Below are 15,672 nucleotides of genomic sequence, written 5' to 3'. Positions count from 1 at the left end.
GGCCGCCACGTTGCAGCCACCTACAAAAGGATCGGATTAATTTCTACTGCCGGTTGTTGACTAAGCGTCCTTGACGTTGATCGGCAGATAGACATCAGTATTGTCCACCGTCTTGGTGTCGGTACCACTCTCTGCCTTCTCCCAGTCGCTGACGGTAGCCTCAAACTTCACGCTCGTCAGACCGAGGATGAGGGTGAGGGTGTAGCGCTTGTTGAGCTCCACCGTCTTGCTGTTGAAGTCGATGACCTTACTGATCACGTTGACGGTCGATGTGAAGCCATTTTTAACATTTTCATCCTTGGTACGAACGGTATAGGTGATGGTGACATATAGTTTCGGAAGCGTACTGCCCGGGATGAAGATCATCGGGTTCGTCTCTTCCTTGTAGACATTCTGTGAGGTCTCCGTGACACCTGCGGGGAGATTATCGAAAGAACTTACTGTCGCAGGCTCAGCGATAGCGTCAGCAAGGACGGCATTGCCTTTGTCTTTGCTGTTGGTGATCTCTGTCTTAACCGTTCCAGTTTCTGCTTTTCCTGCAGTCCAGACACCGGTAGCCAAGTTGAAGATACCACTGTTGACCAAACTCTGAGCGACGAGATTACCATCTGTGCCCGGCTGATCGGTAGTGATGGTGATATCCGTCACGGTGATCTTCGTCGGTCCCTTCGTGCCGAGCTGGTCCTTAATATCAATATCCGGATCTGCCTTGATGAGCAGACCGCTGACATCATCACCAGATGATTTACCACCGAGCTTAGCCAGGGCGTGCTTGAAGACAAACTGGATCTTGCCGTCGGTCTTCATCTTCGTCAGGTCTACATTCACGGCGCCTTTACCACCGGAGAGCGTCTTGCCGGCCTGGGCTGTACCATTGGTCGTTGTACCGTTGGAGCCTGCCGTACCCCAGAGGAGGTCAACGACATTACCATCGGAAGGAAGGGTATAGCTGACGGTCGGATCACCGTTAGTTCCGTTAGCAGAGAAGCCCGTGATACCAGAGGTTGCGTCTTCGACGGTACCCTTGGTAGCGTCAGAAGTAGCGACATACGGTGCATAGGCGAAGAAGGAGACCTTGCCGGTATTCTTCACGCCAGTGGCATTATTCGTGGAGTTGTCGGCCACCGTGTTGTCGTTCGGCCAGAATTTCTTCGGGGTGTAGTCCCAAGTATAGGAAGAGCCATCAGAACTTGCTGTTCCACTGACGCGCTGATCGTACATAAAGTCGGGGTAGAACTCAGTCTGTGCGGCAGAATAGTCTTTGCTTCCTGTCTGATAGGCGAAGACGCCGAAGCCACCTTTGGCGACGAGGTCATCGACGGAGTTGATGCTGCCCGCCGTACCGGCACGGCCCTGCACATTGGCGCGGGCCTGGTAAGTCGTCATATTAACAGGAATTTTTACTTCTTGCTTGTTCGTGTTAGCCTGATCCTCACCTGTGAGATCGGAACTTTGAGAGCAGCCGGCAAGAGCCAGTGCGATCATTGCAGGTACAAACTTAATAACCTTATTCATAACCTTAAAGATTCAATAAATTCTTATATCCCTTTTAGCAATAGTTTTTTAATTGAGAATTATTTCAATTCTGTCATTTTGATTTGGCGTGCAAATTTAAGCACAATTTTTCAACTGTGCAAATTTTTTGCAAGAAATTTTATGATTTTTTTTGGGGGTTAAAAATGAACGTCCGTATTTCCGCCATCTTCCCACTTGTCCACGTCGGCCGAGAATCCGCTCTGTTTCTGGTTGCTGTCGGGGACATTGGGCAGGGGGATCGGATCGGTCGTACTGCCGATGGTCACAGACAGGTTATACTGGGCGAAGGACAGTCCCAACTCGTCGAGGCTGACGGTGAAGCGGTTGCCGATGGCCGCCTGCCGCTGGATGACGGAGTCGTTGCGCAGGGTGATCTGTAAGGTCAGCATATTGGCCATACTGTCGCGTGTGGCGATGTCGAGATGGCGGTCGGGGAGCCCGAAGGTGGCGATGGTCGTAGAGACGGTACCGTTCTTCTTATTCGTGTCGTCGAGCGTCTTGGTCCAGGTGTCGAGATAGAACTTTCCCTTGCTCTCCTCCGGCCGGTTCTGTGTCAGCAGATAGCCTGTGGAGAACCCGTTGATGACGGCCTTCACGGACCGCAGGTTCTCGATATCCTCGAAATGGATATTGACGGTGAGGGGCGTGGTGATCGGTCTGACGACCTCCGTGTCTTGCCGCGCCTCCTCTTCGTTGTTGATGTCCAGCGTGTCCAGGGCGATGCCGAAGGGCTCCGGCGTCTGGATGATCGTGCCGTCACCCTCCCAGCTCTCGGCGGTATGGTCGGAGAGGGGCAGGGCGGTGATACGGATAGAGTCGTAGTTGTCCTCGTCTTCTAACCGGAACGTATTCAACTCGCCGGCCGAGAGGTTATGGATGAGCAGCCGCCAGGGGCCGTCGCTCAGGTACTTACTATAAGAGGTGACGTTATTGGTCAGATCGCGGTGTACGACTCCCGTGGAGTCCCACAGGTCCACGGTCATTCCCGAGGGCAACTTCCCGAAGAGCGTTGTCCAGTCGACATGGATGGTGGTCATCGTCGGCGCGTCGGGATCGACGAGATCACGGCGCTCCAGAAACTCCTTCTCACCGCAGGACAGGAGCAGGAGACAGCCGGCAAACAGTTGAACGAACTTCATCGGCGCCTCCTTTCTCCGATGACCCATACCAGGGACAGACGGATCTTCGTCGGACCCAGATACGTGCGTTCCTTACTATACTGACGGACGAGGCGGTCATCGTGTTTGATATCCCGATAATGGGTATAGGGACTCTTCAGATAGCCGAAGGCCACGGACCCCTCCAACCGCCAATGCCGGCTGAGTCGCCACTGCCATCCCGTGGAGAGGCCGTAAGAGATGAAATGTCCCTGTACACCCTTCCATTTCGCCTCGAGATCATAATAACCCCAAGCGCCATAGGCACCAAGGAAGAAATGATACGGGCGCGGCCACCATCGCAGCTCACCGCCGACTTCCGTCAGCTCATAAGCACGGGCATGGTCTGCAGAGGTATACCAGGGGAAGAGCCACTCGCCGGTGAAGGAGAGATGTCGGCAGGGCCAGTATTCCAGTTCTATATTCGGGGTGATGAGGGCGTCGTAGAGCAGATTCGTCTTGAGGGCCAATACAGGATCCCCGGTCTTCTTTGGAGGCTTCGGGACCACGAGAGGGGCAGCTTTCGGATTGATAGGGGAGGAGGGATCGGAGAAGATAAAGCGGTAGATGGTATCGGGGCGCACGGACTGCCACAACAGGCGGTCGCGCAAAGCCTTATACTGTAAGTCGTAGACAGCATTCTGGGCCTTGCCACTGATCATAATCATCAATAAAGACAGGATTATCAGCAGTTTGCGCATATTTCTTCTTTCTCTTCTTGAACGTATTCCCGTTTATCTCGTTGCAAAATTACGATATTTCTGCTTTCTATACCTCAGATATATGTTAAATTATAAAAAAAGGATAAAGTTTCATTTTGTGATCTATGAAATATGTAGTACTTTTGCAAAGTTATGAGAATAGGGCCTTTTCCTTCCTGGTTTAGGATAACATCCCTCTGTTTTGTTCCCTTGTTAGCGGCGTGTACAGAGAGCGTCTCCGATGACAGTTCATCGGGAGGGGACCGTATGTCCATCTCCTTCGATACCTATGTGAAGTCGTCCCGTTCCCGCAGTAGCATCAGTAATCTGACGAAGCTGCAGCGGTTGGGCTTCGGCGTCTTCGGCTATTATCAGGATGGTAAGAAATATGACGGAACGGGCAAGCCCGTTTTTATGTGGAATCAAGGCGTGGCGTACAACAACAGTACGCAGTATTGGGAATATGATCCACTGAAATACTGGCCGGATGCCGATGCCGACGGTACGGGCGGCTTGACGTTCTTCGCTTATGCGCCTTACACGGATGTCGTGAAGAGTACGACGGAGGGCCTTCAGGAGACGGGCAACAGTGAGGGGATCACGGCCATGACGAATGTCGCCACGGCCGGTGATCCGCAAATCCAATACCGTATCTCCCCTTATCCGGCCTCGGCCACCGATCTCCTCTATGCCGAGCCGCTGATGGACCAGACGAAGGAGACCAACGACGGCGTGGTGAAGTTCCATTTCCGTCATGCCCTGAGCCGTCTGACCTTCTCCGTGGCTTCCGATGCCAGTCTGCCCTCCACGGATGGAGCCGTGAATCCCCGTCAGGGTACGATCATCCTCATCAAGTCGCTGCAGCTCAAGGGGAATATCGCCCGCATGGGGCAGCTCGACCTCCACAGCTACAGTTCATCGGCAGCTCCCTTCTGGGACTACCAGGGTTATGACTATGACCCTGATCCCGTGGAGGACGATAGTATCCAACAGTATTGTCCCTACGGCCATACCACGCTGGACCTCGACACTACCTCCCTCTATACCGGTCTCCGCGATGTCGACTGGGCCAAGACGGACACGGCGACGTGGAACAGCCGTTGCCGGGTGGGAGGGGTCACCGCCACCGCCAAGCCCTTGTTGCAGACTACTGACGAGCGGGCATGGGGCGGCAGTGCCAACACCATTGGTTATCTCCTCCTCGTACCTACCGACACGGCCCTGAAGAAATGTGCCCTGCAGCTCCTCGTGACTTATACGATACAGACCGTAGACTCCTCCCTCGTCCTCACGGGTGGCTATCACCGTGAGGAGGTGACGCTGGAGTCCCCTCTGATCATGGATGCCCTGGAGCCCGGGATGAGCTATCATATCGAGCTCGATATCAGTTTCCGGTCCCTCTCTTTCAAGGTCACCTCCGATACGTGGCGTGACCCGGTAGAGATCTGGTATGACCCCAGTGTCGAGGAGTGGCGCGACAAAGATGGCGGCAGTCTCGATTTTACAACGGTAGAACAATGAACAGATTATCTCTTTCACTCATTATAGGCGTAATTCTCTTCTCTTCCTGCTCCGACCTGTTAACGACTGATGACGGGCCGGCTGGGGGGATCGGCTTCGCCATTGCCACCCGTGAGACTTCGGCGATTTCGGCGAAGACGGGGAGGCATGTCGCGGCCATGCGCGGCCGCGTCGGTGGGCGAAGAGTCTACCTCCATACCCTGGCGGCACCGGCAGCAGGGCGCCCGAAGGCCCTCTCACGGGGTACCGCCGTCACCTCATCGTCCTTCTATGATGCCATGGATGTTGTGGCTTTCGACACCGTCTCCTCGGCAGCCGTCTTCACCGCTCCCTTTGAGGTGACGAAGGCCTCGGGATGGTATTCGGGGAAGTCGTGGCCGAAGAGTGCGACGAATCCCGTGGCTTTCTATGCCTATGCCCCCGCGAACCTCTCCTCCTCGGTGCTGACGACGGCGAACACCACGACGACGGCCAAGGAGTTTGCCTTCACCTATCATACTCCGTCGACGGCCTCGGCGCAGCAGGACCTCCTCGGTACCCGTTCAGCCACCTTCCCCTCGACAGACCGTCCGTCCCAGGTGCCGCTGACCTTCAGTCATCTGCTCACGGGTGTGCGCTTCGCCGTTGATGACGTGAAGAAAGGGATCACGATCAATAAGGTGACGTTGGAGAATGTCTATACCGTTGCCACCTACCATTTCCGGACGGGTACATGGGACAGTTATACGACGACGGGCACGGTGACGAATACCGTCGACCTCGTCATCAAGGACAAGAATACGTTTATCGAGACGGGCAGCAACTATTTCATGCTCCTGCCGCAGACCCTGCCCTCCACGGCCCGTGTCGTCCTCGACTATACCGATACCGACGGCAAGACGGGACAGTTGGAGGCCTCTATCGGCGGACAGACATGGACGGCGGGAACGATCTGTACCTATAAGGTATCCACGTCATCCATCAACTGGAGCTACGACCTCACCGTCACGCCTTCCGTGGAATTCTCTTTCGCCGGTGGCTCCTCCTCGGTGACCATCCAGAGCACGAAGACGAGTCTGGGCACGACGGCCGTGCAGCCGTGGAAGGTCGCGGGTTATATCACGGAAGGCACGTATCAGACGACAGCCCCCTCCTGGCTCTCTCTCACGGATGTCTCCGGTGATCAGGGGCTGACGACGACGCTGTCGGTCTCCATGCAGTCGTATGTACAGGACACGCAGACCCATCATGAGCGCATGCAGGGGGCCTGGAATGTCTTCCCTTACGGCGGCACATCGGAATATAAGTCGTTGGTCGCCGCGCTGAAAGCCTCCCGCTATAGTGATGCCGCCACGCTCGGCGACCTCTCCCTGCGTGACGCTTACGGGAATATCACGAATGTGAGAAATACCGCCAACTGCTATGTCATCCACAAAGGCGGGTGGTATGCCATCCCGATGGTCTTCGGTAATGCCATCCGCGGCGGGAAGACGAACCATGTCGCTTTCAATCCCACGGTGAGTACCGATCAAGTGCTGGCTGACTTCTACGACTCCCAAGGGCTGGCCATCACACAGCCCTGGATCACGAAGACGGACTATTTCAAGTCGGTCCTCTCCGCACAGTCCAACACCCGCCTCGCCTCCATCCTCTGGACGGACGTTAACGATGACGAAATGGTGAAACAGAGTAATGTGATCACCACTTTCAATGCTACGGACAGTACAGGCTATATCCTCTTCTATGTTGATCCCGCCCATATCTATCCCGGCAACTTCGTCATCGCCCTGCACAGTTCTACAGCTGCTGACGCCCCGATTCTCTGGAGCTGGCATATCTGGGTGACAGATGAGGATCTCTCGCCGGTCACGGTGACGAACCGCAGCGGAGTGGGGTATAAGATGATGCCCGTCAACCTCGGCTATGTTGACTATAATGAGAAGAGCTATAGCTATCCCCAGCGGTCGGCCACCATCGTCTTCCAGCAGCCGGAATCAGGGAAGACGGCAACGATGACGGTGACCTCCCATGTCGGCTTCTGGCAGAATGGCGGCAACACCTACTATCAATGGGGCCGGAAAGATCCGTTTGATATTTGGAATACTCCCGTCTTCAAAGGACCCGAAGGGAACGTGAAGTTTACTGCTCAGGAGTTTAAGCTGGTTTCCGGTTTTGATGGCCAGGGGAAGGCGGCGACGGCAGTGGGCGCGACGATCCTCCATCCTACCTGGATGCTGGTGAACACGAAGAATCCGAAGGACAACCACTGGCTGCCGAAGGACCGGTTGAATCTGTGGGATGCCAACCAGACCAGTGACGGGGCCTCTGACGCCACGGTCACGCCCACCATCTATGATCCCTGTCCCTATCCCTTCCATGTGCCGGCAACGAATGCCTATTCGGGATTCATCAACACAGATGCTGGCAACTCGTCTGATTTCAATGACGCCAATGCCGTTGGCGGCTGGCTGAGTATCGGTTTCAATTTCCTCACGGAGCCTTACACGATGACACAGACGGGAAACGTGATCTTCTTTCCCGCCACGGGCTATCGGGGCGAGACAGACGGCATGTTGTATGACTGGGGCGTTGCCGGCTCCTACTGGACGGCAGGATACCGGAGCATCAGTGTGAGCCGCGCCGGATCTCTGTGGTTCTATTATGCCAACAACGGCAGCAACAAGGATTTTTATATCCTGTCGAATGATAACCGTCAGGCAGCCCCCTGGGTGGCGCGGAGTATCCGTCCCGTTACGGATCAATGAGGAGCCGTGAAGGATGAACTGGTTACGAAAGGAAAAGCTTAAAATGCATATGAAACTTACACCAATGATATATATTGCTCTGCTGTTTCTCCTCACGGCGTGTGGGGAGGACAGTACGGGCGTGCCCGACGGGCCGCGGACATCGCGCCTGATGACGTTCTGCATGCCGGGTTCCCGTGCCGCGGCGACAGATTTTGTCAGCGGCAGTGATCTCCCCGAGGGCGGACAGGTAGGCACCTTCGCCTTTGCCCAGGGGGATACGCTCTGGGATAACTGGTCACCGAAGACGGCCAACCTCATGTATAACACCCCCATGACGGTGACGCCGCAGAACACGCTGACCTATTCCCCCCCGCGTTACTGGTCACCGGGCGTATACTATAGCTTCTTCGCCTATTACCCCTTCAGCGCGACGGGGTCGAAGGCGAAGGGTGTGGACATCAACACCGACAGTATCGGCAAGGGACGCGGCGCCGGTTCCCTGTCCTTCACCGTACAGCCCGATGCCAAGGACCAGGAGGACCTGCTGCTCACGGATCTCATCACAGATCAGTACTGGCCGGACACCGTCGAAACCCCCGATCCCGTCACCTTTCAGTTTCATCACCTGCTGAGCGGCCTGCGCTTCGTCGTCGACCTGAGTCAGTCGGGCCTGGGGACCACCGTGGCCTCCCTCGACACCGTACGGCTGGAGCAGGTCTGTACCCGCCTGACTACGGCCCTGACGAGCAAAAGCTCGACGAGTACGCGCCGTATGACGGCTTCCGTTCCCGGTACCGTCTATGCCACCGCCGTCGACACCTCCCAGGTCTCCAGCTGGTTCCTCCTCCCTCCCCAGACGGTCCCCGACACGGCCTATGTCTATGCCCGCTATACGGCGGCAGACGGCAGTAACGGCTTCCTCTACACTCAACTGAAAACGATCGGTGTTCCCCGTCTCCAGGAGGGTACGCGCCGGACCATTATCCTCCAGCCCAGCTCCTCCAGCGTCATCAAGAAGAATGGGGATGACTACTGGATCTGGGAAGGCTCGCAGTCCATCTCCAGCGCCAACAGTAAGTTGGAAATCTGGAAAGAGAAGACCCTCCGTAATTTCCTGACGACACATATCCTGAAAGTGGGGTCGCAGATCAAGGTTGATTATGTCTTCACTTCGGGAAGCAGAAATTATGACTTGGGTGTTGCCATCGGCTATGATAATGGCCATTCTCTCTATTATCAGACGAATCTCCCGGCTCAGTCTGCAGGTACGGCATTGAGCCTCACGCTGACGCTGGACCAGGATGACATTGATTATTTCAAAGGAACGTATTATGACTGGAATGTTCCTCTTCTGACCTTCTATACGAAGAATTCTCAGGATGAGGTCACGATCAAACAAGTCACGATAACCCCATAGACGATGAAAAGAAACGAATGGTTGATCCTTTTCGGGGCCGTCCTGTTGACGGCCTGCAGCACCTCGGCGGACGATCCCGCCGGGGACGGGGAGCCTCTGGCCTTCTCCGCCTATGCCAGTCGCTACGGCGCCGTGACCCGCGGGAGCAGGGGAGGGCTGTCACGGGCCTCCTCGGCGTCGGTAGGGAGCATCTTCGGCATCGGAGAACTGGCGGCCACGGGCTTCGGCGTCTTCGCCTACAGTACGGGGGCAGAGGACTATGCCGCGGATACCTTCTATCCCGGATTCATGTACGACCAGCTCGTCAGCGGCACGGTCGCTGATGGTGTCGTGACGTGGAGTTATGACCCCGTGAAATATTGGCCCAACGGCGTGAATGTCGACGGCACGGGGAGTAACGGCAAACTGTCGTTCTTCGCCTATGCCCCCTATACCGCGGCCTCGACACGTGGCGCCGTCACCAGTGGCGCCACGACGGGCATCACAGCCTTCACCGGTAACGGCTCCACCGCCCATCCCGCCGTGACCTACCGGCTGGCCCAGGATGACGGGAAGAATACGGACCTGCTCTGGGGCCGCGGGGCTGACGGTACGCCCGTCCTCAACCAGACGAAGCTCACGGCCGGCGGACAGGTGAAATTCTATTTCTGCCATGCCTTGACGAAGGTGGGGGGCATCCAGCAGCAGGAAGGCGACAGTACGGGCATCCTCGCCGTTCTCGATGTCGACAATAACGGCTATATCGTCGACGGCAGCGCCGCCAACAAGCCGTCGACCACGCGGATGACCATCGACAGTCTGATGATCGAGCAGATCGGTGTCGTCGACAGCATCACCGGAGCCTTCTCCTCCACGGTGACCACGGGGGGCGTGTTCGACCTCTGCAGCGGACAGTGGACCTTTGACCGGACGGAGACCCTCGACACGACGAAGCTCTCGCCCCTGCGCCACCTCCTCGTGGCCGACACGGCCCTCACGGCCGGTGTCAACGGCCTGCTCAACGTCCATCTCGCCGAGCCCCACCATCTCACGGGAACCCTGCTCTGGGATTCTGTCCCCGGCGGTGTCGTCACGACCGCACGCAATGTGTACCGGCAGGAGCTGCAGCCGATGCTGATCTGTCCCGTCGCCGGACAGTGGCCCGTCTTGCGCGTCCGGATCAAGACGATCGTCAGAACCCGTGACACGAAACTGGAGAAGGGCTATTCCGAGGTCCCTTACCGTCTTGTCCGTACGATCATCCTCAAGCACTGTCCGCAGATGTCGCGCCGTTACCGCCTCACCCTCCATCTGGGTATCAAGAGTGTGCGGTTCGACAGTGACATTGAGATCTGGAACGTGACCAACAGCAGTGTCATCTTCGACAAAACCCAACAGGAGTACCTGCAGGGACCGGATATCAAGGAAGGTGATCCTTCGGATGAGGACAAGCCGTGGATGGCGAAGCCCTACCGCCGGGTCAGGAAAAGCAAACGATGAAGAAAGGAAGAAAAGATGAGTAAGAAAACTTTTTGGCTGACTGTCCTCCTCGCCTTCTTGGCGCTCTGCCGTCTCTCGGCGGCTCCGGAGCTGAAGTTGTCGGCGACGGCGCTCACGGCCACCATCAACCAATATAAGTTCACGCGTCCCCAGGTCTCCGTCGTCGACGGTACGAAGGACGTGACGAACCAGTTCTACCTGAACTATTACGTCAAGGGCCAGGAGAGCAATCTCAAGACCATCGAGGGGAAGAAGGCCACGGTGAACCCCGTCACGGGGACCTCCGTGTCGCAGAACTACGGCATCGTGAAGATCGGCTCGCGGGCCGGTGTCGATACCATCCGCATCATTGCCAAGGCACGCGCCGACGGCAGCTATGCCGGAGTGAGCGATCTCGAGAGCGTCTATACCATCACCATCCCCGCCTATGTCCCTGACGTCGTCCTCTCACAGGACTCAATCTACGTCCATTCCTCCCAGCTCTTCGGACTGCCCACGGCCACGCTCTACGGACTCAACGACTCTATCGTCAACGACTATTATGACGTCAGTTATTCCTGGAGCAGCGGTATCTCGAAGGTCACGAATGATCCCGAAACCTATGTGCCGTTCTTTAATGGCTATATGCTCAAGGCCCCGGCCTCGGTGACCGACGGGGAGACGCTGACCATGACCTATACGCCGAAGAGCAGCTATGCCGCCTCTTACGGGCCTTACACCCATACCTTCAACGTCAGGATGTATGAATGGGACAACAGTGAGGTCATGCCCACGCATATGGACTGGCCGCAGAGCGACAGTATCGTCTGCGAGAATGGTAACACCTACAAGGCTCCCGTGCCCGTCGTGCGCGACAAGTACGGCAATGACGTCAGTCTGCTCTTTACCTACAAATATGAGCTGCTCGGTGAGAAATCGGATGTCGTCGGCAACATGTGGACCTCGAATAATGCTTTCTATGGCTCCTGGTACATCTACGTGAAGTCGATCATCAACGGTGAGGCCCTCATCCGGGTCTCTACCTACCGGTTGAGCTGGAACAGTGACTACCAGGCGCCGCAAGGCTATGCGCAGGCCGTGGATACCTGTAAGATCGTGGGCCGGAAGATCACCTGGACGGTGAAGGCCGATCCCGCCTCCTTCCATCTCTACGCCGGCAATCAGGTGCTCTCCAAAGACAACTGGGCACTGCCCACCATCACCGTCTATGACCAGAACGGAAGTATCACCAACGACCTCTCCCGAAGGATCGGTATCCCCGTGGGCGTGAAGGTGACGGGAAATACCAATGGTGCCGAACTGAATGATACCGTCACCTACCGGGGCGTGCGCTATGTCCTCTACAGGGCGGAGAGCTGGTGCTTCCCCCATGCGGATTATGGAACCTGGAAGATCGACTATACGGGTTACGAACTCCCCGCCACTGCCGAGAACGCCCCCTTCATGATCATCAATATCCTGCCGAACTACAGCGGACAGTATATGGAGGAGCGCATCTTCCCCTACGGACTCGTCATCGACAAGCAGGTGGCGACGCATTTCCGCCTCTCGGAGTCCGCCCTCTCGGGAAATATCGTGAATGGTACGTTCCGTGGCTTCAATGAGCCCGATGTCTCCGTGAGGGACGGTAACGGCGATGATGTCACGTCGGCCTTCTCCCTTGCTTACACGATGACGGCGGACAGCAGCGTGAAAGGATTTTCGATCGACACCTCCACGGGAAAAGTATCGTATGACGGATCGACGACGGCGGAGGGAATGCTGAAGGTGACGGTCTCCGCCACCTTAACGGACAAGACAGGAAAGTACACCCTGCCCGCCGATGCCTCCTATACGATCCGCATCGCCCTGAGCAATTTCGACTACGAGATCATCAGTGACGCCACGGACAGCGTGACCTATGGCAAATTCCATTTCACCGGAACGGGAAAGATGAGTTCCGGAACGGTGATCAACGGTATCCCCGGACTCTCCATACAGTTCGGCGAGCCCGATGACGCGGAATGGGTCCTCGGCCAGTCGGATGACAGTAATGATATGGATGAGGAAGGAGAGAAGAAAGGCACGAACTGGGGCAAAGTGCACACGGTCAATAATCCCGTTGCCGTCGATGATAACGGCGTGCCCGACGATGGTATGTATGTCATTCTCCGGCCTTACACCAACGGCTTCATCTCCATCGACTGCAAATGGACGAGCGGAAACCTGTATCAGATCATTGAGGTCAGTGACGGAAAGATCGTACGGACTTATGGATACGAGCCGGTGACGACAACCAAGGGGACCTACCGCTTCCCCGTGGCGCTGAATGCCGGACATACCTATTATTTCTACAACTATGGCTCGGCGGACGGCTCCTACAGCTCCGTCCTCCTCCATGGCATCAACTATCAGCCGGCCTTCATCGCCGGTGATGACGCCAAGGAGCCCTCCCTGCTGAGCACGACCTTCGTCAATGGATACACCGGTACGATCAGCTCGCTCCTGGATGATCCCTCAGACCGTGTCTCCTTCGCCTTGTCCAAGGAGGGACTCAATGACGGCGTCGATCCCGCGGATTATCTCTCGTTGGATGCCTCTACCGGCGCGGTGATCCCGAAGAAGAACACCTCGGGCATCACGAAGGCCACGACCGGCAGCTATGCCAACCGGATTCTCATCCAGGCCACGGTATGGAATAAGGAGAAAGGCACGGCCGTGGTCCGCCATCCACGGCTCTATCTCTTCATCTCCGATATCCCGTCCTATATCATCCAGGACGGTGAGAAACCGAGTGTGGGAGAGCGTGTGTCGACGACGAATATGGCTACGAAAATCACTATGACCTTCGGCGGATGGAAGGACGGCAGCGGTCCTTATAAATACAGGAACAAGAAGACGCAGCTGCTGGAAGATATCTTTGACTCCTGGAAGGAGGCCAAGACGGATACCGTGGGACAGAACGGCATGACCATTGACGGCTTCCTCTATGCTTCCCAGGGCACCCAGGATGCCCGTGATGAGGATAATCAGAGTTTTCAGGATACCATTGCCATGGGCGATCATCTCCCCTGGGAGCTCCCGTGCCGCGGTACCTATCTCACCTTTGAGCCCGAGGAGAACGGAACGCTGATCCTCTACCTCCTGCAGAACGGCGCCCTCGATTATACCGGTTCCCAACAGTGGGACGACCTGAAGGCGGGATATGTCCTGAAATACCGACCTCTCTTTATCATGGATGAGAATGACCGTGAGGTACCCCTGGACAACAGTTGGGTGATCGATAAGTCGCTGCTCCCGAGCAACAGTACCCAGGACACCCATGCGGGAAGTTATACCGAGGGTCTGTATCGAAGTACGTTTGATGACAGTTGGGCCACGAAACAGTTGGCCAACCATAAACTCACGTTCCAGAATCCCAAGGCCTATCAGGACTGCCCCTATGACCTCGTCACCAACTATAAGAACCGCCCCGCCGATCTCGACTCGATCATGACGGAATGGAAGAAATATGACGGTACGCCGACCTATGCCCGTCAGGAGATCATCAACCTCCCGCAGGGCTATACGCTGGTCTCGAAAGCCTACGTGAGATATACTTTCCAGGTCAAGGCGGGAAAGACCTATTTCGTGTTCCAGAAAGGCTCGAAACTCTCTCCGTGCGGCTTCTCCTTCGTACCCGAATATTTTCATAAGATGGACCCCGGGCAGCAGACCGTCGTGCTCAATGATGATGACGACTTCAAGAAGGTCTTCGCGGCTGCCGTGGGATCTACGGCTACGGAACTGAAAAATGTCAACGTGAAGATCAACCGGAAGTTCGGGAAGGGAAAATGGACGGGCATCTGCCTGCCCTTCTCCATAGGACCGACAAAATTCAAGGCCTTCTTCGGCGATCAGGCACAGGTCATCACCTTCGACAGTATCGCGGATCAGACGGGCTATTTCTCACAGCATGTCTACCATATGCTGGTGGCCAACCGGCCCTTCTTCATCTGTCCCTCGAAGAATATCAGCAGCGGTGACACCATCAAGAACGTCTCCGTGGAGGCGGACTACGGCGCTTTGGACATCACGGATCCCGCACAGGACTATTCTTCCCGCGGCATCTTCGCGCCCGAGACAGCCCCCGGGGGCAGTTATATCTTTGCCGGAGAGCGTATCTACCATACCCAGTCGGAACAGGCCCTGGCGGCTTACCGGGCGTATCTGAAACCCCTCACCGCCTCGCCCGCCAAGATGATGGCGATGGCCGTGGCCGACCGCGACGAGACGGAAAAGGACGGCCCCGTGACGGACATCAAGGAGATCAGCATGGATGAGGCCGACAGCCCCCGGCCAAGCGGCAGCAGGGTCCGCCGTGGCATCTGGAGCCTCCAGGGCGCCTTCCTTGGCGACAGCAGCCGCCTGCAATCCCTGCCCCCCGGCATCTATATCGTCAATGGGAAAAAAGTGATCCGGTAAGGCGGGGCCTTGGCCGGACGACTCATGCCCGGCCAAACATGAGGGGATGAGTAAAGAGTTACTGAATGGGAAAATTACAAAATTACAAATTACAAATTGCCTATTCATTATATATTTGCTCGCTTTGTGAAGGGTAGGGGATATATTATATATATAATATATCCCCTAAGCTGTCCCATGCCCCCCCCCTTGGGGTGCAGATGACCAATTTGTAATTTGTAATTTGTAATTTTGTAATGAAATCAAAAGTAGTTATTGACAGGATTTTCTTTCGAAGATAATTTTTTTTCTTCGAAAGTTACAACACTGTCTCCGTTGAATAACAGTCTTATCGGATAGGCTCGTAATCGGTTGATATTCAATTTTATAGAGATATATAGTTTGATGGCTTTGCAAGTTCAAGATAGAAGTGCAATCGGAGTTGAGGAATATATTGAAAAAATATATACCATAAAACACCGAGGGGACTGGGGGCGAGAAGCCCCCAAGATATCTTGTACTTGATATAGGTTAAGAAAACTGGCAATGACAGATAAAAAGAAAAAGGGGAGAACGCTTTCTCCCCAAAATCAAATATATTTGCATTGCTTATGTACAAACATTTGACTTCAGAGCAAAGGTACGCAATTTCTATGTTGCTTGCAAACAATTCCAAGAAAAAAGATATAGCAGCTGCTATAAAAGTCAGTCCG

The 15,672-nt window shown here is 55.6% G+C and carries 8 protein-coding genes; 5 read left to right on the top strand and 3 right to left on the bottom strand.

Annotated elements, in window-relative coordinates; translation table 11 throughout:
* Positions 1–60: 60 nt before the first annotated feature.
* The 3 genes from G604_RS0100045 to G604_RS0100035 all read right to left on the bottom strand — a co-directional run bounded on the left by G604_RS0100045 (position 61) and on the right by G604_RS0100035 (position 3,394).
* Positions 61–1,515, bottom strand: a complete 1,455-nt coding sequence (locus G604_RS0100045) for a fimbrillin family protein (protein WP_081657588.1) — start codon at positions 1,513–1,515, stop codon at positions 61–63.
* A 158-nt stretch (positions 1,516–1,673) separates the two neighbouring features.
* The gene (locus G604_RS0100040) at positions 1,674–2,675 is read right to left on the bottom strand and encodes a DUF5119 domain-containing protein (protein ID WP_028908745.1); all 1,002 of its coding nucleotides are present in this window, start codon (positions 2,673–2,675) and stop codon (positions 1,674–1,676) included.
* Positions 2,672–3,394 (bottom strand): DUF3575 domain-containing protein, encoded by a 723-nt coding sequence (locus tag G604_RS0100035; protein ID WP_081657586.1) that lies wholly within the window; start codon positions 3,392–3,394, stop codon positions 2,672–2,674. The genes G604_RS0100040 and G604_RS0100035 overlap by 4 nt, the downstream gene beginning before the upstream one ends.
* Before the next feature lie 153 nt (positions 3,395–3,547).
* On the opposite strand from G604_RS0100035, the gene G604_RS0100030 reads away from it, so the two are divergent.
* The 5 genes from G604_RS0100030 to G604_RS0100010 are packed head-to-tail and all read left to right on the top strand — an operon-like array spanning position 3,548 to position 14,980.
* Positions 3,548–4,915 carry a fimbrillin family protein gene (locus tag G604_RS0100030; RefSeq protein ID WP_081657585.1) on the top strand — a complete coding sequence of 456 codons (1,368 nt, stop codon included), beginning with the start codon at positions 3,548–3,550 and terminating at the stop codon, positions 4,913–4,915.
* Complete coding sequence (locus G604_RS0100025; RefSeq protein WP_081657584.1) at positions 4,912–7,659, top strand: hypothetical protein; 2,748 nt, start codon at positions 4,912–4,914, stop codon at positions 7,657–7,659. The genes G604_RS0100030 and G604_RS0100025 overlap by 4 nt, the downstream gene beginning before the upstream one ends.
* Before the next feature lie 49 nt (positions 7,660–7,708).
* The gene (locus G604_RS0100020) at positions 7,709–9,058 is read left to right on the top strand and encodes a fimbrillin family protein (protein WP_196801070.1); all 1,350 of its coding nucleotides are present in this window, start codon (positions 7,709–7,711) and stop codon (positions 9,056–9,058) included.
* Between the two features lie 3 nt (positions 9,059–9,061).
* On the top strand, positions 9,062–10,537 hold the full coding sequence (locus G604_RS0100015) for a fimbrillin family protein (RefSeq protein WP_081657582.1): 1,476 nt from the start codon (positions 9,062–9,064) through the stop codon (positions 10,535–10,537).
* A 15-nt stretch (positions 10,538–10,552) separates the two neighbouring features.
* Positions 10,553–14,980, top strand: coding sequence for a hypothetical protein (locus G604_RS0100010; protein WP_028908739.1), 4,428 nt, complete (start codon positions 10,553–10,555; stop codon positions 14,978–14,980).
* The last annotated feature ends 692 nt before the right edge of the window (positions 14,981–15,672 follow it).

It is taken from the genome of Prevotella sp. AGR2160 (assembly GCF_000424185.1).
Classification (GTDB): domain Bacteria; phylum Bacteroidota; class Bacteroidia; order Bacteroidales; family Bacteroidaceae; genus Prevotella.
This window is presented reverse-complemented; position numbering and strand designations above follow the sequence as displayed.

What these genes read in the sequence shown, in the direction of transcription:
- G604_RS0100035 (WP_081657586.1), bottom strand. Translation starts at nt 3,394, where the DNA reads ATGCGCAAACTGCTGATAATCCTGTCTTTATTGATGATTATGATCAGT.
- G604_RS0100030 (WP_081657585.1), top strand. Translation starts at nt 3,548, where the DNA reads ATGAGAATAGGGCCTTTTCCTTCCTGGTTTAGGATAACATCCCTCTGT.
- G604_RS0100025 (WP_081657584.1), top strand. Translation starts at nt 4,912, where the DNA reads ATGAACAGATTATCTCTTTCACTCATTATAGGCGTAATTCTCTTCTCT.
- G604_RS0100020 (WP_196801070.1), top strand. Translation starts at nt 7,709, where the DNA reads ATGAAACTTACACCAATGATATATATTGCTCTGCTGTTTCTCCTCACG.
- G604_RS0100010 (WP_028908739.1), top strand. Translation starts at nt 10,553, where the DNA reads ATGAGTAAGAAAACTTTTTGGCTGACTGTCCTCCTCGCCTTCTTGGCG.
- G604_RS0100045 (WP_081657588.1), bottom strand. Translation starts at nt 1,515, where the DNA reads ATGAATAAGGTTATTAAGTTTGTACCTGCAATGATCGCACTGGCTCTT.
- G604_RS0100015 (WP_081657582.1), top strand. Translation starts at nt 9,062, where the DNA reads ATGAAAAGAAACGAATGGTTGATCCTTTTCGGGGCCGTCCTGTTGACG.
- G604_RS0100040 (WP_028908745.1), bottom strand. Translation starts at nt 2,675, where the DNA reads ATGAAGTTCGTTCAACTGTTTGCCGGCTGTCTCCTGCTCCTGTCCTGC.